12 protein-coding genes are annotated in these 20,216 nt (G+C 65.3%); 1 reads left to right on the top strand and 11 read right to left on the bottom strand.

Annotated elements, in window-relative coordinates; translation table 11 throughout:
* Positions 1 to 114 precede the first annotated feature (114 nt).
* Positions 115 to 738, top strand: a complete 624-nt coding sequence (locus HDC29_RS04510; protein ID WP_257018037.1) for a TetR/AcrR family transcriptional regulator — start codon at positions 115 to 117, stop codon at positions 736 to 738.
* On the opposite strand, the gene HDC29_RS04505 is transcribed toward HDC29_RS04510, so the two are convergent.
* The 11 genes from HDC29_RS04505 to HDC29_RS04455 form a co-directional block, all read right to left on the bottom strand.
* Positions 725 to 2,554, bottom strand: a complete 1,830-nt coding sequence (locus HDC29_RS04505) for an arylsulfatase (RefSeq protein WP_179494816.1) — start codon at positions 2,552 to 2,554, stop codon at positions 725 to 727. The genes HDC29_RS04510 and HDC29_RS04505 overlap by 14 nt on opposite strands.
* 105 nt (positions 2,555 to 2,659) lie before the next feature.
* On the bottom strand, positions 2,660 to 3,448 hold the full coding sequence (locus tag HDC29_RS04500; RefSeq protein ID WP_373562756.1) for an enoyl-CoA hydratase/isomerase family protein: 789 nt from the start codon (positions 3,446 to 3,448) through the stop codon (positions 2,660 to 2,662).
* Positions 3,445 to 4,221, bottom strand: a complete 777-nt coding sequence (locus tag HDC29_RS04495; protein ID WP_179494814.1) for an SDR family NAD(P)-dependent oxidoreductase — start codon at positions 4,219 to 4,221, stop codon at positions 3,445 to 3,447. The genes HDC29_RS04500 and HDC29_RS04495 overlap by 4 nt, the downstream gene beginning before the upstream one ends.
* Before the next feature lie 196 nt (positions 4,222 to 4,417).
* Positions 4,418 to 6,226 (bottom strand): monovalent cation:proton antiporter-2 (CPA2) family protein, encoded by a 1,809-nt coding sequence (locus tag HDC29_RS04490; RefSeq protein ID WP_179494812.1) that lies wholly within the window; start codon positions 6,224 to 6,226, stop codon positions 4,418 to 4,420.
* A 139-nt stretch (positions 6,227 to 6,365) separates the two neighbouring features.
* Positions 6,366 to 8,696, bottom strand: coding sequence for a GH92 family glycosyl hydrolase (locus HDC29_RS04485; RefSeq protein ID WP_179494810.1), 2,331 nt, complete (start codon positions 8,694 to 8,696; stop codon positions 6,366 to 6,368).
* Between the two features lie 41 nt (positions 8,697 to 8,737).
* Positions 8,738 to 9,658: an ROK family protein gene (locus HDC29_RS04480; protein WP_179494808.1), complete on the bottom strand. Its 921-nt coding sequence runs from the start codon at positions 9,656 to 9,658 to the stop codon at positions 8,738 to 8,740.
* A 167-nt stretch (positions 9,659 to 9,825) separates the two neighbouring features.
* Complete coding sequence (locus tag HDC29_RS04475; protein WP_179494806.1) at positions 9,826 to 12,162, bottom strand: GH92 family glycosyl hydrolase; 2,337 nt, start codon at positions 12,160 to 12,162, stop codon at positions 9,826 to 9,828.
* Between the two features lie 13 nt (positions 12,163 to 12,175).
* Positions 12,176 to 13,612 carry a glycoside hydrolase family 125 protein gene (locus HDC29_RS04470; RefSeq protein WP_179497231.1) on the bottom strand — a complete coding sequence of 479 codons (1,437 nt, stop codon included), beginning with the start codon at positions 13,610 to 13,612 and terminating at the stop codon, positions 12,176 to 12,178.
* A gap of 14 nt (positions 13,613 to 13,626) precedes the next feature.
* The gene (locus HDC29_RS04465; protein ID WP_179497228.1) at positions 13,627 to 15,948 is read right to left on the bottom strand and encodes a GH92 family glycosyl hydrolase; all 2,322 of its coding nucleotides are present in this window, start codon (positions 15,946 to 15,948) and stop codon (positions 13,627 to 13,629) included.
* Between the two features lie 17 nt (positions 15,949 to 15,965).
* The gene (locus tag HDC29_RS04460) at positions 15,966 to 17,039 is read right to left on the bottom strand and encodes a glycoside hydrolase family 43 protein (RefSeq protein WP_179494804.1); all 1,074 of its coding nucleotides are present in this window, start codon (positions 17,037 to 17,039) and stop codon (positions 15,966 to 15,968) included.
* Between the two features lie 93 nt (positions 17,040 to 17,132).
* Positions 17,133 to 20,129, bottom strand: a complete 2,997-nt coding sequence (locus HDC29_RS04455; protein ID WP_257018200.1) for a TonB-dependent receptor — start codon at positions 20,127 to 20,129, stop codon at positions 17,133 to 17,135.
* Positions 20,130 to 20,216: the final 87 nt, after the last annotated feature.

Genomic DNA, 20,216 nt, shown 5'->3' with positions numbered 1-20,216 from the left:
CCCCATATCGCGCCGTCGGCTTGCCCGAAAACTATTGACACTATATGTGCCACTATATGCGCCGATACGCAAGATTGTTTGACCCCGGCGCGAAGTCGGGCCAGCAGGGGCGCAATGGCGACAGGGTTGGAAAAATCGAGCGCACAAGAGGTCGCACCGCCACGGGTCGACGGCCGCCGCGAACGCGGGCGGTCGAGCCACCGGCGCATCGTCGAGGCGATGATGGAGCTGATCGTCCAGGGCGACCTGTCGCCAAGCGCGGCGCGCGTCGCCGAAGAGGCGGGCATCGGGTTGCGCACCGTGTTCCGTCATTTCGACGACATGGATGCGCTTTATGCCGAGATCACCGCGACGATCACCGAAGAGGTGATGCCGGTCGTGATGGCGCCCTATCCCGACCAGCCGTGGCGCGACAATGTCCGCGAGTTGGTCCGCCGGCGCGTCGGCCTGTTCGAGACGACGTTGCCGTTCCGCCTTGCCGCCAATATCAAACGCTATCAGTCGCCATTCCTGATGGGGCAGTACAGCCGCGTCGTGATGCTGGAACGCGAATTGATCCTGCGCCTGTTGCCTGCGGCCGTGCGCGCCGACCGGATCGGCGTCGAGGCGCTCGTCGCCGCGCTGTCTTTCCACAGCTGGCGCACGCTGCGCCACGACCAGAGCCTGTCGGCCGAGGAAGCAGGCACGGTGATGGGGCGGATGGTCGAAGCGCAGATGGCGGCGATCACCGCCGACTGAGCGCCCAGCCGCTTTTCGCGCGGCGCCGGCGGCGAAGTCCCCAGATCAGACCCGATACCAGCAAGACGAACGCGCCGACCCACAGGCCGAAGCGGATCAGCCGCGGCTTGCCCTGTTGTTCGAAGGCATAGCGGTTGATCTGTTCGTCGGCGGTGTAGCCGGCGGGCATGTCGAGCACGCCGTTCGCCTTTGCATAGGTGCGGTAATCGGCCAGCATCCGCTTGTAGCGGTCGGGTTCGGCGGCGGCGAGGTCGCGCGTCTCGCCGGGATCGACCTTCAGGTTGAACAGCCGCCACTGGCCGTCGCCGGTCGGCGCGAGGTTGCGCACCAGCTTGTAATCGCCGCGGAACAGTGCCGCATTGCCCGACAGTTCATAGCCGAGCGGCGCGTCGCCATGGACGCTTCCCGCGCCGCCCTTCAGCATCGGGACAAGGCTGCGCCCGGTAATGGGTTCGACCGCCCTGCCGCGCCAGCTTCCGCCATGGCCCGCCACCCCGGCAAGCTCGGTCAGCGTCGGCAAGATGTCGGTGACATGCGCGAGGCCGTCGGTGATCCCGCCCGCGCGGATATCGGCATGGCCGGGCCATGCGATGATCAGCGGGACGCGCAGGCCGCCCTCGGCCGCGCTGAACTTGTAGCCCGAAAGCGGCGACGACGCCGCGCTCGCCCAGCCCGGCCCGATGGCGGAAAAGCTGCCGCGCCGGCCGATATTCGCGGTCGCGAGGTCATATTGCAGGCCGAGGAACAGCCGGTTGCGCAGGCTGGCGAACGGGTTGGTCGGTTCGGCGCCATTGTCCGACAGGAAGACGAAGATCGTGTTGTCGTAATCGCCGGCCACCTTCAGATGCGCGACGAGGCGGCCGACCTCGCGGTCCATCGCGGTCGCCATGCCGGCATAAGCCTGCATCACGCGCGCCGCCGCGGCGCGTTCGTCGGCGTCGAGTTTGCGCCAGTCGGGGGTCGTCGGCATCGTCACCATCGCCGCGCCCGCGGGCACGATGCCGAGTGCCGCGGCGCGCTTCGCCCGCGCTTCGCGGAGCGCCGTCCAGCCATCGCGATACATCGCCGAATAGCGCGCGATGTCGCTGTCGGGCGCCTGCACCGGGATATGGTTGGCGAGGAAGTTGATCGAAGCGAGGAAGGATTTGCCGCTGGCGCGCCCCTCCTCGATATAGTCGATCATCCGCTGCACGACGAAGCGCGACGAATAATAATCCTTGGGCAAGGTCGCCGGCTTGCCATTCTCGGTCCAGTTCGCCTTGTCGTACAGGCCCTCGATCGGGCGCTGTTCGAAATTGTCGGCGCCCGCATCGGCGAGGCTGAAGGCGCGGTCGTAGCCGCGGGCGTGCGGCAACCGCGCGGCGTCGCTGCCGAGGTGCCACTTGCCGGTCAGATAGGTGCGATAGCCCGCCGCCTGCAAAAGCTCACCGATCGTCACGACGCGGTGGTTCATCACCGTGTCGTAACCGGGCTTTCCGCGATGCTCGTCGGGGATCGTCTCGGGCATGTTGCCGAGGCCGTTGCGGTGGTTCATCACCCCTGTCTGCAGCATCGCGCGCGACGGCGAGCAGGACCCTGCGACATGGAAGTTCGAAAAGCGCATCCCGGCACGGGCGAGCGCGTCGATATGGGGGGTCGCGAATTCGGCGCCAAAGGAGCCGACGTCGGAAAAACCCCAGTCGTCGGCGAGCAGGATGACGATGTTGGGGCGGCTCGGCGCGGGCTTGGCAGGCTGCGCCTGAACGGGACAAGCGCCTAGCAGGGCGCCGATTGCGATGATGGCAGCACGCCGGGACCCGCCTAAGCGACCCGGCATTTAGTGGTCCTCCTGCGTACTGCCATCACTCCCACCCCCTCGGGATATGGCACTTACTATGTCAATATATCGCCAAGTCAATGGGGCGGTGCGGGAGCTTCAACCTTAACGCTCGCGATAGTCGGGCGCGCGCTTTTCGAGGAAGGCGGCGAGCGCTTCGCGATGGTCCTCGGTCGCCGAGAGGATGACCTGCTGGCGGTCCTCGATCGCCATCGCCGCCTCGAGACTGGGCGCGTCGATATTGAGATCCAGCGCCTGTTTCGAAAGACGGAGACCATAAGGCGAGGTCGCGAGCATCTCGTCGGCAAGCGCGAGACCGCGGTCCAGCAGCGCCGCTTCCTCGACGGTCTCGCTGACAAGGCCCGCGCGCAGCGCCCGCTGGGCGTCGATGAAACGGCCGGTCAGGATCATTTCGGACGCGAGGCTGGCGCCGACGAGGCGCGGCAGGAAATAGCTCGACGCCATATCGCAGCCGCCAAGGCCGATGCGGATATAGGCGGCGTTCGCCCTGAACGAAGGCGCGGCATAACGCACGTCGGAGGCGAGCAGCAGCGACAGCCCGCCGCCACACGCCGCGCCGTGACCGAGCGCGATGATCGGCTGCGGGCAGGCGCGCATCTTGCGATAGATATTGCCGATGCGTGTCTGGGTGCGCAGCGTGCGAAGCACGGGCGTTTCGTCGCTCGAGCGGTCTTCCTGGATGTCGAGCCCGGCGCAGAAGCCGCGCCCCGCGCCGCGCAGGATCACGACGCGGACCTCGGAGCGGTCGGCGAGCGCGCCGAAATAGGCATTGAGTTCGTCGACCAGCCCCTCGCTCAGCGCATTGAGGCGTTCGGGCCGGTTGAGCGTCGCGATCTCGACCGCGCCGCGGCGTTCGATCAGCAACGCAGTCACAATGTCTGACCGTCGTCGATGGTGATCACGCTGCCCGTGATACCGAGCGCCGCGTCGGAACAGAGCAGCAGAAGCGGCGCGTGGAGGTCGGTCGGCGGGCGCATCCGCTGGCGCGGGAAGCTCTTGACCATCGCGGCGCCCGTCTCGCTCTCGAACAATTCGGCGGTCATTTCGGATTCGAAATAGCCGGGCTGGATCACATTGACGCTGATCCCGCGCCGTGCCCATTCGCGCGCCAGCGCCTTGCCGAGGTGGCGCACCGCCGCCTTCGTCGCGCCATAGACCGAGGTCGCGGGAAACACCTTCTCGGCGGTGATCGATCCGATCAGGACGATGCGGCCATGTTGCTTCTCGCGGCTGCCCGCCTTGTCGAGACGCTTGGCCCCCTCGGTCGCGGTCAGGAAGACGCCGCGGACATTGGCGGCGAGCAGGAAGTCGACCTCTTCGACCGACAGGCCCATCGCCATCTTCTCGGTCGCGACGCCGGCGTTGGCGACGATCGTGTCGACGGTGCCGAAGGCCGCCTCGGCAGCGTCATAGGCGGCGATGGTCGATGCCTCGTCGGTGACGTCCATGCTGACCGCGATCGCCTGCCCGCCCGCCGCCTCGATCGCCGCGACCTGTTCGGCAAGCTTGTCGGCGCGGCGCGCTGCGAGCACCACCTTCGCCCCCGCAGCGGCGAGCGCCTTGGCGAAGCCCGCACCGAGGCCCGACGATGCCCCGGTGACGAGCGCGACGCGCCCCGTCAGATCGAATTTGGGTTGCTCCGCCATCACACTCCCTTTCCTTCGCTTGCTATGCATTTGGTCGCGATTGACGTTCACGTCAACCGGGCGGACGGTGGAGACGGAAAAGCGCGATAAATCTGTTGACGAACAGATTTTGTTCCCCTAATGTTCTTTTTGTGCACAATCAACCTCATCCCCCGTCGCGGCTGCCGAGCGCGGCGGGCGGGGGATAAAGGTTCGCTCAGCGTCCGTCGCTGGGTTTGACGATATATCGGTCGCGGTCTTCGACCGGCACATTGCCCTGGATCAGGTGGCGACTGGCGTAGACGCCGTTGCAGATATCGATGTCGAACCGTTCCTGATCGCGCCGCCGCGTTTCGTCCATGATGTCGCCGATCGCCTGCTCATCGACCTCGAGCCGCCGCAACGCTTCCTCCGCCATCACCAGCGCCGATTCGAACGTTTCGCGCACCTGATAGTCGGCGTGGGCATTCACCAGCTCGATCGCATGTTCGCGGTCGAAGGCGCGGGCGAGCAGCGGGGTGTGCGGGAATTCCGCCTTCACCAGTTCGACGATCTTGAGCGTCGTTTCGCGGTCGTCGGTGGCGACAATGATCATCCTGGCGTCCCGCGCTCCCGCCGCATGGAGGATGTCGAGCCGCGTCCCGTCGCCATAATAAATCTTGAAGCCGAAGGCCATCGATTCGCGGATCGCGATCGTGTCGGTATCGATCAGCGATATGGTGCAGCCGTTGGCGAAGAGCGGCTGGCTGACGATCTGGCCGAAGCGACCGAAGCCGATCATCAACACGCTGGCGTCGAGATTGTCGGCGACGTCGAGATCGTCGGCTTTGTCCTCGGCGCGCGGCATGAAGCGGTCGTGCAGGATCACCATGATCGGTGTCAGCACCATCGACACGATAATGATCGCGGTGAGGATCGCGTTGCTTGTCGCATCGATGATCCCGACGGCTGCCGCCGCGGCATAAAGGACGAAAGCGAATTCGCCCCCCTGCGCCATCAGCACCGCGCGCTCGACCGCCTCGGCATTGCTGCTCCTGAACAGCCGAGCGACCGCATAGATCATAATCATCTTGAGCGTCATGTAAGCGGTGACCGAGATTGCGATCAGGCCCAGATTGGCGGCGACGATATCGAGATCGAGCGCCATGCCGACGCCGAGGAAGAAGAGGCCGAGCAGCACGCCGCGGAACGGTTCGACGTCGGCCTCGAGCTGGTGGCGGAACGAGGATTCGGAGAGGAGCACCCCGGCGAGAAAGGCGCCCATCGCCATCGACAGCCCCGCCGTCTGCATCGCGAGCGCGGCGCCGAGGACGACGAGCAGCGCCGCCGCGGTCATCACCTCGCGCGCCTTTGCGCGACCGAGCAGGCGGAACATCGGGTCGAGCAGGTAGCGGCCCGCGAGGATCAGCCCGCCGATCGCGCCGAGACCGATCGCGACGGCGATCAGCCGGTCGGTCATCGAGACGGCTTCGCCGCCCGGCGCGAGGAAAGCGGTGAGCGCGAGCAAGGGCACGATCGCCAGATCCTCGAGCAGCAGGATCGCGATGATCCGCCGCCCCTTGGGTTGGCCCATCGCGCGCCGTTCGTCGAGCATCTGCATGACGATCGCGGTCGAGGTCAGCACGAACCCGGTGCCCGCGACGAAGCTTGCCGCGACCGGATAGCCGAGCGCGAGGCCGACGCAGATCAGCAGCGCGATCGCGCCGCCGACCTGCGCTGCGCCGAGCCCGAAAATCTCGCCGCGCATCGCCCACAGGCGCGACGGCTGCATCTCCAGCCCGATGATGAAGAGGAACATGACGACGCCGAGTTCGGCGACGTGGAGGATCGTCTGCGCGTCCGAGAAAAGCGCCAAGCCGAAGGGGCCGATCGTGAGCCCTGCGGCGAGATAGCCGAGCACCGAGCCGAGCCCGAGCCGTTTGAACAAGGGCACCGCGACGACGGCGGCGGCGAGCAGGATGACGATCGGCAACAAGTCGAACCCGTGCGCGGCGGCTTCGGCGGCATGTGCTGTTTCGGCGGCCATGGCCGGTCCCCTACCCGATCCTAACGCCCGAGCCCGCAGGCTGAGGCGGGCTCGAATCGAGACTTAGAGCATGATCAACCCGGACTGAAGCGCCTTCTCTCCTTCGTCAGGAAGTGCGCGCTGGGTGGTCCGTACCGATTCAGGGTGCGCGGCGCTCGGTCGATTGCGAATAGGGGCGTGCGCCGGAGGCCTTGCCCCACGCGGCATTTGGCTTCGCCTGCATCGTGAAGCGCAGCGTGCCGCCGCTGCGGATTTCGGCGTCAGAAATCCAGCTGCGGGTGAGCGGCTTGCCGTTGAATTCGACCTTGCCGACATAGGGATTGGCGTCGGAGAGGCCCGCCGTCTCGACGGTGAAACGCTTGCCGCCCGGCAGGTTCAACACCGCACGGTCGACGAAGGGGCGCCCGATCACATATTGGTTCGACCCCGGCGCTACGGGATAGAAACCGAGCCCGGTGAAGACAAGCCATGCCGACATCTGGCCCAGATCGTCATTGCCCGACAGGCCGTCGGGAGTCGGTTTATACTGGCTGTCGACGATCTGCTTCAGCCGCTCCTGCGTCCGCCAAGGCGCTCCCGCATAGGCGTAGAGATAGGCGACATGGTGGCTCGGCTCGTTGCCGTGGATATATTGGCCGATGAGGCCCGCAATATCCTCGGCATGGCTGTAATCGAGCTTCGAGATGTCATAGTCGAACATCGCGTCGAGCTTTGCCACCGTCTTTGCATCGCCGCCGAGGACGCGGAAGAGCGCGGCCTGATCCTGGGGCACGAACCAGCTATATTGCCACGCGTTACCCTCGGTATAGTCCGAACCATAGTTGATCGCGGTCGGGTCGAACGGCGTGCGGAAGCTGCCGTCGGCCTTGCGCGCGCGCAGCCAGCCGGTCTTCGCATCGAAGCTGTTCCGCCAGTAACCGGCGCGCTTGTAGAAGCGGTCGGCGATGTCCTTGCGGCCCATCTTTTCCGCCATCCGCGCGATCGTCCAGTCGTCATAGGCATATTCGACCGTCTTCGACGCCGCTTCGGGTTCGCGGTCGATCGCAACATAGCCGAGCTTCATATAATCGCCGAGCCCGCCATAGGGGGCGTATTCGGCGCTCGCGACCATCGCGTCCAATGCCTCGTTCGCGTCGAAATCGCCCACGCCCTTCATATAGGCGTCGGCGATTACGGGGACCGCGTGGTAGCCGATCATCGTCCAGGTTTCGCGGCCGTGGAACTGCCACACGGGGAGGATGCCGTGCGGGCTCACCTTGCGGCTCGCGACGAGCGATTTGACGATGTCGGTGTTGGTCTTGTCGGGCTGGACGAGCGTCAGCAAAGGATGCTGGGCGCGGAACGTATCCCAGAGCGAGAAAGTCGAGCGGAAGGTGAAATCCTTTGCGGCATGGACCTGATCGTCGGGGCCGCGATAGCGCCCGTCGACGTCGCTCCACACGCTCGGCGCGAGCAGACTGTGGTAGAGCGCGGTGTAGAGGTTGGTGCGCATCGGCGCGGGCGCCTCGATTTCGAGCGCGCCGAGCGCCTTGCGCCATTCGGCTTCGGTGCGGGCGCGGACGGCGTCGAAGCCGGCGCCTTCTGCATCGAGGTTGGCGACCGCGCCGGCCTCGTCGACGCCCGAGAGCGCGACGCGGACTTCGAGCGGGCCGGTCAGCGCGCCGAAATCGAGCCGCGCTTCGAGCGCCTTGCCGAGCTTTTCGGCGAGCGCGTCGCTACCGCGGCCGGGTGCCTGAAAGCCCTTGTAGGGAATTTTCTCGTCGCGATCGAGGAAGGCGTGGGACTTGAGCGGCGCCGAGAAGCGCATCGCGAAGAAAAGCTTGCGCCCCGGCGCCCAGCCGCGCGTTTCGCGGAAGCCGGTGAGCGTGCCGTCGGGGCGGAGGTGGAGGCCGGACCAGAGGATCTTGCCCGGATAATCATAGAGCGACGAGCGGAGGTCGAGGAGCAGGTGCGCGTCCTTGCCCGCCGGAAAGCTGTAGCGGTGGACGCCGACGCGCGTTCCCGCGGTGAGTTCGGCGCGGATGCCGCTGTCGGCGAGCGTGACGGCGTAGTAGCCGGGGCTCGCCTTTTCGGTGTCGTGGTCGAAGCGCTGGCGATAGCCCGAGCCGGGCTTTTGGGGATCGCCCGGATCGAGCTTGACCTTACCCACCTGCGGCATGACGAGGATGTCGCCGAGGTCCGAATGGCCGGCGCCCGAGAAATGCGTGTGGCTGAACCCCTGAATGGTGGGGTCGTTATAGCTGTAGCCCGCGGCATGATCGTAGCAGTCGCGGATCTGGCACGTCGCGTCGGTGTCGGGCGACAGCTGGACCATGCCGAAGGGCGCGGTCGCGCCGGGGAAGGTGTGGCCTTCGGGGCCGGTGCCGATCATCGGGTCGACCAAGGCGAGCGGGTCGGGCGCCGGCTGCTCGGCGAAGGACTGGATCGGCAGGAGGGCGAGCAGCGCGGCGGCCGCGGTCAGGCGTTTCATCGCGCCCTTGTGCCGCGAAGCCCGGGCGCTGTCCAACCTCCTCATGCGCGGACGCCGGCCGCGTCCATCGCGAGCGCGATGGCGCCGAGCGGACCCGCCATGGTTCCGAGTTCGGGCGACCGGACATAGGCGCCGCCGCCGGGAATCTGCATATAGCCCGCGAGGCTCTCCTCAAGCCGCGCGTTGATCCGCGGCAGCAGTTGCGGCTGGCCGGCGAGCACGCCGCCACCCATCGCGACGCGCATCGGCCCGGTCGTGCAGGCGAGCGCGTGCACCATCGTTGCCAGCGTGTGGACGATCGGCTCCCACACCGGATCATCGGCCGCGACGTCCGACAAGGACCGGCCGGCGAGCCGGGCGTTCAGCGCCGTTCCCGAGGCGAGCCCCTCGACACAATTATCGTGGAAACGGCAGACGCTCGTCATATCGTCGCCATCAAGGCGCGGCACGAGGACATGGCCAATTTCGCTGTGGCTGAAACCGCGCGTCGGACGGCCGTGGACGATCAGCCCCACCCCGACCCCGGTGCCGACGGTGACATAGGCAAAGTCGTCGAGACCGCGCCCGCTGCCCCAGCGGATTTCCGCGAGCGCGGCGCCGTTGACGTCGGTGTCGAACCCGATCGGGACATCGAAGGCCGATTGCAGCGGCCCGAGCAGGTCGGCGCCTTCCCAATCGGCTTTGTTCGTCGCGCCGATCTGGCCGTAATCAGCCATTGCGGGATCGAGCCGGATCGGCCCGAAGGAAGCGATACCGAGAGCGCAGAAGCCGTATGACGACGCCCAGCTATCGAGCACCGCCTTGATCGCGGGCAGCGTTTCCCAGGGCACGGTGGTCGCGATCGTTCGCTGGTCGCGAATGTCGTCCGGTCCCGACGCGAGCGTGCAGATGCACTTGGTGCCCCCCAACTCGACGCCGGCGAACAGGCGCGTTTCGCCGCGGTCTGTTACGGGACCATCCATCAGCGCCACCCCTTCGCTCGGTCGGTCAGGCTTGTGGAGGGGGCCGGACCGCCATGCAAGGCCGAAGCCATCGATCCGGCGCGCCGGTGTGGCGGGATTTGGGGAGATTTCACGACGGATTCCGTTCTTATCATTGTCTTTTCGCTACCAATTATTCTTTTTCGGGCTCATGCGAGAGCAGTGTCGAAAGAGGGCGGGCGATCGGCCTTTGCGGTGCCGAACGCTGACGGCGTGGCGCCCATTTCGAAGACCAGCTCGCCGCCGCCGATCAGGTCGGCGTGCGCGATCCAGTTCTTGCTCCACGGCTTGCCGTTCCAGCGCACCGACTGCACGTAAGGACGATCGGGGCCATTGCCCTCGGCGCGGACGGTGAGCGCCTTGCCCGCGCCCACCGTCACCTCGGCGACGTCGAACAGCGGCGATCCGAAGACGTAGATCGCGCTCACCGGATCGACCGGATAAAAGCCGAGCGCCGAGAGGATGAACCACGCGCTCATCTGGCCGCAATCGTCATTGCCGATCACCCCGTCAGGGTCGTTCTTGTACATTTCGGTGAGCAGGCGCCGCACCATCGCCTGCGCCTTCGCGGGCGCGCCGCAATAGGCGTACATATAGGCGACATGGTGGTTCGGCTCATTGCCGTGCGCATATTGACCGACCAGCCCCGAAATGTCGGGCGGCGCATTGTCGGGCAAGGTCGAGGGCGCGTTGAACAGCGCGTCGAGCTGTTTCTCGAACGCCGCGTCGCCGCCGAAATGCTCGATCAGCCCGTAGACGTCATGCTGGTTGAGGAAGGTCGCCTGCCAGCCATTCGCCTCGGTATAGTCGCGCCACTTTTTGACGTTGTGGCCGATCTGGACGGGATCATAATCCTGCCACCAGCTGCCATCCTTGAAGCGGGGGCGCGCGAAGCGCGTTTCGGGGTCGATGACGCCGCGATAATTTTGCGCGCGCTTGCGCAGCGCCGCGGCGTCCTCCTTCGCGCCGACTGCGTCGGCAAGGTGCGCCATCGCCCAGTCGTCATAGGCATATTCCTGCGTCCGGCTGACCGACTCCCACACCTCGTCGCACGGGATATAGCCGAGGTCGTAATAGAAGCCGCGGCCCAAGGTGCTGTCGATATCCTTGTAGTCGCGGTCGAAGGCGCGGCGGCGGATATTGGGCCAGGCGGCGGCATAGTCGGCCGCGATTCCCTTCGCATGCGCCTCGGCGAGCACCGACACGCCGTGCCAGCCGATCATGCACGCGGTCTCGACCCCCTGCAGCGGCCAGACGAGCGGGCCCGCGGGGCTCTGCGCGGTCTGGCGGCAGATGTCGCGCGTCAGCAGCGCGGCACGGTCGGGATCGATCAGCGTCAAGAGTGGATGGAGCGCGCGATAGGTGTCCCACAGCGAATAGGTGCTGAAGGCTTCCTCACCCTTTTCCGCGCGGTGGACCTGCCGGTCGAGCCCGACATAGCGGCCGTCGCGGTCGGTGAAAAGCGTCGGCGCGAGCTGCGCGTGATAGAGCGCGCTCGCCATGATGACGCGCTGCGCCTCGGTGCCGCCCGACACGCGGACGCCGCCGAGCGCCTTGGTCCAAGTGGCGCGCGCGGCCGTGACCGCGCCGTCGAAATCCCAGCCCTTCGCTTCACCGGCGAGCGCATCGCGCGCGCCCTGCACGTCGACCGCCGAGAGGCCGGTCTTGATCAGGATCGGGTCGCCGCCCGCCTCGTCGAAGAAGAAGGCGACCTTGAGCTTGTTACCCTTGATCGACGTCGCGCCGTCGGGCGCGGGATTACCGTCGTCGCCGAAGAATTGGACGCGGTCGGGGCGGCGCGACATCTGCAGCGCGAAATGGATGTGACGGCCCTTGGCCCAGCGGTTGACCTGCCGACTGCCGGTAAGCGTGCCGTCGTCGCCGAGGTCGAGCGACGCCTTTTCGACGACGATCCCCTTGTCCCAGTCATCCTCGATCGCGTGGGCGAAATCGATCAGGATATGCCCTGCCCCTTGCCCGAAATGATAGCGGTGCAGCCCGCAGCGTTCGGTCACGGTGAGTTCGGCGAGCACGCCGGTCTCGAGCTTCACGCGGTAATAGCCAGGTTCGGCATGTTCGTCCGAGTAGCGCTGACGAAAGCCCTCGCCGGGCTTTTCGATCGTGCCGGGTTCGAGCTTCAGCTCGCGCCGCGTCGGCACGACGAGCACATCGAGCATGTCGCCGATTCCGGTTCCCGACAGATGAGTATGGCTGAACCCCATGATCGAGCCATCTTTCTGGTGATAGCCCGAACAGGCGTCCCAGCCGTGGGTGTTCGTATCGGGGCTCAATTGCGCCATCCCGAACGGCAGCGACGCGCCGGGGAAGGTGTGGCCGTGCCCGCCGGTGCCGATGAAAAGGTTGGGCTTGCCGACGGCGAGTTCGCCGCCCCCGCCCGCGACGCGCGAGCAGCCGGCCGGGATCGCGCCGCCGAGCGCGAGCAGGCCGGTGGTGGCAAGAAGCTGGCGGCGGCTGGTCGTGATCATCGCCCCCTCCCGCTCACAGCGGCCGCGACAGCAGCGCGGGACGCTTGTCGGCGACCTCGACGATCAGCTGGCCGAACAGCGCGTTGGCCCACGCGAACCAGCTGCGCGTGAAATTCTTCGGATCGTCCTTGTGGAAGCTTTCGTGCATGAAGCCGGTGCCGCCGTGCGTCGTCTTCAGCCAGCGCAGGCATTGCAGGATTGTCGCATCGTCGTCGGCGTTCATCGCGCGGGTGATGATCGACATCGGCCAGATCATATCGAGGCCGATGTGCGGCCCGCCGATCCCCTCGGCCGCTGTGCCCTTGAAGAAATAGGGGTTGCGGTCGGACCAGGCGAGTTCGGCGGTGCGGCGGAACAGCGGGTCGTTCCTGTCGACAACGTCGATCAGCGGCAGGCCCGACAGGCTGGGCACATTGGCATCGTCCATAAAGACATAATTGCCGAAACCGTCGATTTCATAGGCCCAGACCTGCCCACCCTTGCCGTCGTCGATCAGCGCATGCGCTTTCAGCGCGGTCTCGACCTCGGCGGCGAGCGTCTCGGCGGCGGCCGCCGCCGCATTGTCGGCGCGCGCTTCGCGGTGGACGGTCGCGATCTTGCGCAGCACCGACACCGCGAACAGGTTCGACGGGATCAGGAAGGGATAAAGGCACGCGTCGTCCGACGGGCGGAACATCGAGTGGATCAGCCCGATCTTTTTCGTCGGCCGGCCATAGCCGCCGAGCATCAGGCTGTCCGACGGCTGGAGCGCGGGACGCTGAAAGCTGTACGGCCCCGGCCCGTCCTTGCGCTGCTGTTCGCGGAAGGTCTGGACCGCGAGCTTCATCGCGCGCGACCATGTCTCGTCGAACGGTGCCTTGTCCTTCGTGCGCGTCCAATATTCGTGGGACAGGCGCATCGCGTAACAGAGCGAGTCGATCTCCCATTTGCGCTCGGCGACGCCGGGCTTCATCTCGGTCTTGTCGGTCTGCGACCATTCGAGCTTCGACGGCGCGGTCGGGTCCTTGTCGAACGCATTGGCATAGGGGTCGATCAGGATGCAGCGCGCCTGCCGCTGGATCAGCCCCTGAAACAGCCGCTTCAGCTTCGGATCCTTGGCGACGAGGTGGATATAGGGCTGCACCTGCGCCGAGCTGTCGCGCAGCCACATCGCCTCGATATCGCCGGTGATGACGAAGGTGTCGGGGCGGCCATCGAGCGTGCCCGTCTGGACCGTCGTGTCGAGCGTGTTCGGGTAGCAATTCTCAAACAGCCAGGCGAGTTCGGGGTCGGCGATCCGCGCCTTCACGCGCGCGATCTCGGCCTCGATCGCGGGGCTGGTGAAGGCGCGCTCGGCGGGGACGGGGCGCTTGCTGGCGAAGCCAGTGGCGGCGCGTGCGGCGGTCGGCACGGCGGCGGCGAGCGCGAGCGCACCGGCTCCGGCCATGATTTCGCGGCGGCCCAGGGTCATGTTCATCTCCGAATTCATTTGGACGGCGCGCTGATCGAGAAGGGCGCGTCGGCGGGGGCGGTGCCCCATTGCTTGTTGGGCTTGGCGCCCATCACGAAATCGACCGTGCCGCCCTGCGACAGCGCGCGGTGGGTGAAATAGGTCTTGGTTAGCGGCTTGCCGCCGAGCGCGACCGACTGAAGATAGACGTTCGCATTGCTGTTGTTCTTCGCGTTGATCGTCAGCGTCTTGCCGTTCGGCATGGTCAGTTCGGCCTTCTGGAACAGCGGGCTGCCGATCGCATATTCGCCCGTCGCCGAGGCGACCGGATAGAAGCCAAGCGCCGAGAAGACATACCAGGCCGAGGTCTGGCCATTATCCTCGTCGCCCGGATAACCATCGGGCGCCGACGAATAGAGCTTTGCCATGATGTCGCGCACATGATGCTGCGTCTTCCACGGCGCACCCGCCCAATTATAGAGATAGGGCATGTGCTGGATCGGCTGGTTGCCATGGGCATATTGGCCCATGTCGACGATCTGCATCTCGCGGATCTCGTGAATCACCTGACCGTAATAGCTTTCGTCGAAGATCGGCGGGGTGGTGAAGATCGCGTCGAGCCGCTCGACGAATTTCTCGCGCCCGCCCATCAGGTTCATCAGCCCCTGAACGTCCTGCATCACCGCCCAGCTGTAATGGAGCGCGTTACCCTCGGTGAAGGCGTCGCCCCATTTATAGGGGTTGAACGGCGTCGACCATGACCCGTCCTGGTTGCGGCCGCGGATCCAGCCGCTCTGATTGTCGTAGAGCTTCTGGTAGTTCAGCGCCCGCTCGCGATATTTCTTCGCATCACCGTCCTTGCCAAGCAGCTTTGCGAGCTGTGCGATCGAGAAGTCGGCGGTCGCATATTCGAGCGTGCGCGCGGCATTTTCATTGATGCCGACGTCATAGGGGACATAACCGAGGCGGTTGTAATATTCGGCGCCTTCGCGCCCGACGGCGGCGATGACCTTGCCCGCCTTGTCCTTCGGCCGGCCCTCGCTCGTCGTCGCATTCTTGATCATCGCCTCATAGAGCGTCTCGACGTCGAAGCCGCGCACGCCGTTGAAATAGGCATCGGCGATCAAATTCGCCGAATTCGACCCGATCATCACATTGCGATAGCCGGGGCTCGCCCATTCGGGGAGCCAGCCGCCCTGCTTATAGGTGTTGACCAGCCCCTGCATGATCTGGCTGTCGAGTTCGGGATACATCAGCGCGAAGAAGGGGAAGACCGCGCGCCACGTGTCCCAGAAGCCATTGTCGGTGAACATGTAACCATCGTGCACCTTGCCGTCATACGGGCTGTAGTGGACGATCTTTCCGTTCGCGTCCTTTTCGTAAAAGACGCGCGGGAATTGCAGCATGCGGTAGAGCGACGAATAGAAGGTGCGGATTTTTTCGGGGTCCGGATCGGTGACGCGGATGCGCGAGAGTTCCTTCTCCCACGCCGCCTTCGCCTTTGCCTGCGTCGTGTCGAAGCTGTCGCTGCCGATTTCGCTGCGCAGGTTCAGCAGCGCCTGTTCGGGGCTGATGAACGACGAGGCGACGCGGACATGGACCTTGTCGCCTTTTTTCGTCTTGAAACTCAGCACCGCGCCGACATGATCGCCCTCGCGCGCCAGCTCGTTCGTCGGCGCGTTGTCGCCGGCCCAAGTGCGCGCGAGCGTGAAGTCGCGGTCGAATTCGGCGACGAAATAATTGTGGAAATTGTCGGGTACGCCGCCGTTGTTGTTGCGGACATAGCCGGTGATGCGGCGGTTCTTGACGTCGACCTTGACCATCGATCCGCCCGCGAGCCCGTCGAGCAGGATGTGCGCGTCGTCGCTTTCGGGGAAGGTGAAGCGGAACTGCGCGGCGCGCTCGGTGGGGGCGACCTCGGCGGTCACGTCATAGTCGGCGAGATAGACCTTGTACGAATAGGGACGCGCGACCTCGGCCTTGTGGCTGAACCAGCTGCCGCGCTCCTGCTGCTTGACCTTCACCGGCCCGGTTTCGGCCATCAGCGCGAAGGCGGCATAATCGTTCATCCACGGGCTCGGCTGGTGCGTCTGCTTGATGCCGCTGATCTTCTCGCCGTCATAGGTATAGCCCCAGCCGCTGCCGGGCTCGCCCGTCACCGGGGTCCAGCTGTTCATGCCGAAGGGGACCGCGACCGCGGGATAGGTGTTGCCGTAGGACAGGCGATAGCTCGAATCGGTGCCCATCAGCGGATTGACGTAATCGACGAGCGCGATCTGGTTCGCGCTCGATTGCGCGAGCGCAGCGGGTGCGGCGACGCTGGTCAGCACGAGCGCGCTCGCGGCGGCGCCCAGCATCGTCTTGCGGATCGTCTTCACTTCGTCTCTCCCCTGTTTGCCGTTCGTGCCGGCAGCGGGCGCGCTGCGACGCCCTCGTTCGTCATTTTGACCGGCGCGATCGTCCCGTCGGCGTTGAAGATCATGCGGTCGATCGCGAGCTGGCGCCGCTCGCCGGCGTCCTCGTCGAGCGGCGGGCGATGATAGGCGATATACCAGTCGTCGGTGCCCGGCACATTGACCACCGAATGATGCCCCGCGCCGCGCGCGATCTTGAAGTCCTGCTGAAGAATCTTGCCCATCGGCTTGAACGGGCCGGTCGGCGACGGGCCCATCGCATAGGCGACCGAATAGTCGGGACCGGTCCAGCCGCCCTCCGACCACATCAGATAATAGACGCCCTTTCGCTTCACCATGAACGAGCCCTCGACATAGCCGGGGGGCGTGATTTCCTTGTAGGTCGTGCCGTCGGGAAAGGGGATGATCGAGGTCAGGTCGTCGCCCAGGCGGACGACATTGCAATGCTTCCAGCCGCCATAATAGAGATAATGCTGCCCATCATCGTCGCGAAAGACGAACTGGTCGATCGGCTGCGCACCATTGTGGAAGGCATCGATCAGCGGCTTGCCGATCGCATCCTTGAACGGTCCCTCGGGCCGGTCGCTGACCGCGACGCCGATACCGCCGAGCTGGTCGTCGGACTGGATGTCGTTGGCGCCGAAGAAGAGATAATATTTGCCGTCCTTCTCGATCGCCGACGGCGCCCACACGGCATAGGCGGCCCAGGCCACATTCTCGACGTCGAGCGCGTGGTCATGTTTCGTCCAATGGACGAGGTCGGGCGATGAAAAGACGTTGAAGAAGGTCTGGAAATGATAGGACGGCCGGACCGTCTTCTGTTCGCGCAGCTTTTTCTGCTGCTCGTTGAAATGCCCGGACAGGTCGGGCGTCTCGCCATGATCCGAATAGGTCGGATAAATCCAGTAGCGGTCGCCGAAGACGCGGATTTCGGGGTCGGCATACCAGCCGGGAACGATCGGATTTTCGGCCGATGCCGCACCGCCCGTCACCAGCGCCGCGCCGGCGATCAGCGATTTCAACCCGACCCGCATTTTCGCGTCCCCCATTTTACCGGCCCGCTCTCCGAAAGAGGCGGGTGGCTCCTTGCGGAGCCACCCGAGGGGGAGAGCCAAGGCGAAGCCCCATCAGAAGGTGTACGATACGCCAACATAGGCGCGGCGACCGAAATAATTGCTCCGGACGAAGCGCGCGTCGGTGTCGTTGCCGAGGTGCTGGCGCTCTTCCGACTTGGTCAGGTTGATGACCGAGGCGGTGAGGAGCAGCCCGTCCATCAGCTCGTACGAGGCGTTGATGTCGACCTGTTCATAGGGGTCGGTGTAGACGTTGAGGCCCGAGGCGAGCCCGCCGACGACTTCGCCGCGGCGGTTGTACGACGCGCGGACGAGGAACTTGTCGGTTTCATAGAAGACCGACGCATTGACCTGCGTCTTCGCGCTGCCGACGAGCGCCGATTTGCCGACCGTCTCGCCATCGAGCGTGATGTCGGCGACCGAGGTGTCGTTATAGGTGAAGTTCACCTGCGCGCCGAGGCCGAAGTCGAGCGTATGCTGGGCATAGACTTCGACGCCCTGCGACCTGGCGTTCGACCCGTTGGCGACGGTCGAATAGGGCTGGATCAGCACCTGCTCGCCATTCACTTCGCGCGTCACGTCGAGCACGAGCGGAACGACGAAGTCGGACACGTCCTTGCGGAACAGGCCGACGCCGAGCACCGAGCCGCGATCGAAATACCATTCGACGCCAAGGTCGTACTGCCAGGCCGAGAAGGGCTGGAGATCGGCGTTGCCGCCGCTGCCCGACCAGCCTTCGAATTCGCCGAACTGGCCGCGATCGAAGGCATAGGCCGCCGAACGATAGGTCAGCGAACGCTGCGACCCCAGATCGTTGAACGACGGGCGCGCGATCACCTTGGCGACCGCGCCGCGGACGACGACGTCGGGCACGACTTCGTAGACGACGTTCAGGCTGGGGAGCCAGTCGGTGTAGCTCTTCGACTGATCGATGCGCGTGTTGACGATCTCCTCGCGCTCGTCGAGCGGCCGCACCTGGCAATTGCCGTCGGGGCCGAGCGGCACGTCGGGATCAAACGGGCCGCCGGGGCCGTCGACGCAATAGTCGCTGAGATATTGCAGGCGGTCCGACGTCACGCCCGACTGTTTGGTGTGCGCGACGCGCAGGCCGATATTGCCGCGCAGCGGGCCGCTTTCGAAATCGGCCTGCACATAGCCGGCGAACACCTTCTCCTTGAGGTCGTAGGTGTTGTTCGGCTCGGGCACGCGCACCGACGGGCCATAGGTCGAGTTGATATAGTCGAGATAATTTTCGAAATTGATGCCCGGGAACAGGTTCGCGTCGAACCCGCCGGCGATGTTGCCGATCGGATTGTCGTAGAAATATTCGGGCCGCGCGACCGCACCCGCGGGCGTGTCCTGATAACGCAGCTTGGTGGCCGGATCGGCATACCATTCGTTGCGGCCGGTTTCGCGGTGGATGCTCATCTCGCGCCACTTGCCGCCGACGCGGAAGGCGCTCAAAAAGCTGTCGAAGCGGCGGACGAGATCAAGCTGGGCATAACGCTGCGAGATCGCGCTGTTGGTGAAGCCCGATCCGGTCGAGCCGACGTCGATCTGCGCGACGCCGTTCTTGATATTTTCCTGCAGCTCGGGCGAGAATTCCATGTTGAGGTTGCCGCCGGTGAAATCCCACGCGCTCAGGAAATTGCCGTTCTGCTCCTGTCCGGTGATCGTCAGGCGCGGTTTCGCTGCGACGCCGAAGCGCATCGACGGGCCGCCGGTCGCTTTCGTCTTGCCGAACTTCACCACCGCGTCGAAATTATCGGTGTTGTAGGCGACTTCGGTCTCAAACGTGTTCGACACCTGCTTTTCGCGGCTGTACGTCCCCGCGATCTGCGGCGTTTCCATCGTGCAGGGCGTCGCATTCGCCGAACAGCCGGTCCCCGCGGCCGGAACCTGGAAATTGGCCGACTGAAAGATCGTGCCGCTTTCGTCGAAGGTCGGGCCAGTGAAGAAATTGCCATAGCCCCATTCGGGGATCTTCAGCACGTTGCTCTGAAAGTTGCTCTTGTAGTCGAAGCGAAAATAATTGGCGGTGACGGTCAGATTTTCGAACGGCCGCATCTGTGCGGTCGCCTGGATGCCGAGCCGCTTGCGCTGCTGCGAGAAGACTTCGGCATTGACCGACTGCGGCGCCCAATGGCCCGAATAATGCGTGCCATCCTGTGCGGTCACGCCCTCTCCCGGCCAATAGGAAATCGCGTCGTCGTTTTCGAAAGGATTGCCGTTGACGTCGGTCGCGGGGGTGATGATGTCGCCGTTCGCGTCGCGGTCGCTCCACCAGCGCCAGGTTTCGGTCGAGCCGCGCAATTCGCGGTTCGAGCGTTCCTGATAGGTCGCGCCGATCAGGAAGCCGAGCCGCTCTTCGGGGTCTTTCCACGAAATCTGGCCGGCAATCTGCGGATCGAATTTCTTCGTCGTGTCCGAATAGGTGCCTTCGGCCGAGACGAAGCCCGACCAGGCCGGCAGGTCGAACGGACGGCGGGTGTTGAGAATCACCGTACCGCCGACGCCGCCTTCCTCGAGCCGCGCTTCGGCCGATTTATAGACTTCGGTGCTGGCGATGAAATTCGACGGCAGCAGCACATAGTTGAACGAGCGCGACGGATCGCCGCTGTCGGCACCGGCGATGAAATTGCCGTTGAGCAGCGTGAGCGTCAGGTCCGACTGGAGCCCGCGGATGCTGACGCGGCTGCCCTCGCCGCCGTCGCGGGTGATGATCACACCGGGAACGCGCTGCAGCGCGTCGGCGACATTCTTGTCGGGGAATTTGCCGATGTCCTCGGCGGTGATGACCTCGATCAGCGAGTTCGCCTCGCGCTTCTGCTCGAGGCTCTGTTCGATCGACTGGCGATAGCCGGTGACGACGATCGCGTCGCCCGGCGCCTCGGCCGCGTCGTCAGCCGGCGGGGGCGCTTCGGGCGCCGCCTGCGCGTGCGCCTGCCCCGCACCGCACAAGGCGACCATGGCGCCTGCGCTCAGCATCAGTTCGCGCACCAGCCGCTCGCGCCGCGCCGCCTTCGATATATGGATTTGTCCTGCCTTCATCACATCGACCTCCCTGTTCGAGGGGCTGTTCGCCCCCGCTCGTTATTCGGTGCCTTCGGGTCACCGAGCGGCGGACCCTTCGATCCG

This window comes from Sphingopyxis sp. JAI108, from assembly GCF_013410105.1.
Lineage (GTDB): Bacteria > Pseudomonadota > Alphaproteobacteria > Sphingomonadales > Sphingomonadaceae > Sphingopyxis > Sphingopyxis chilensis.
This window is presented reverse-complemented; position numbering and strand designations above follow the sequence as displayed.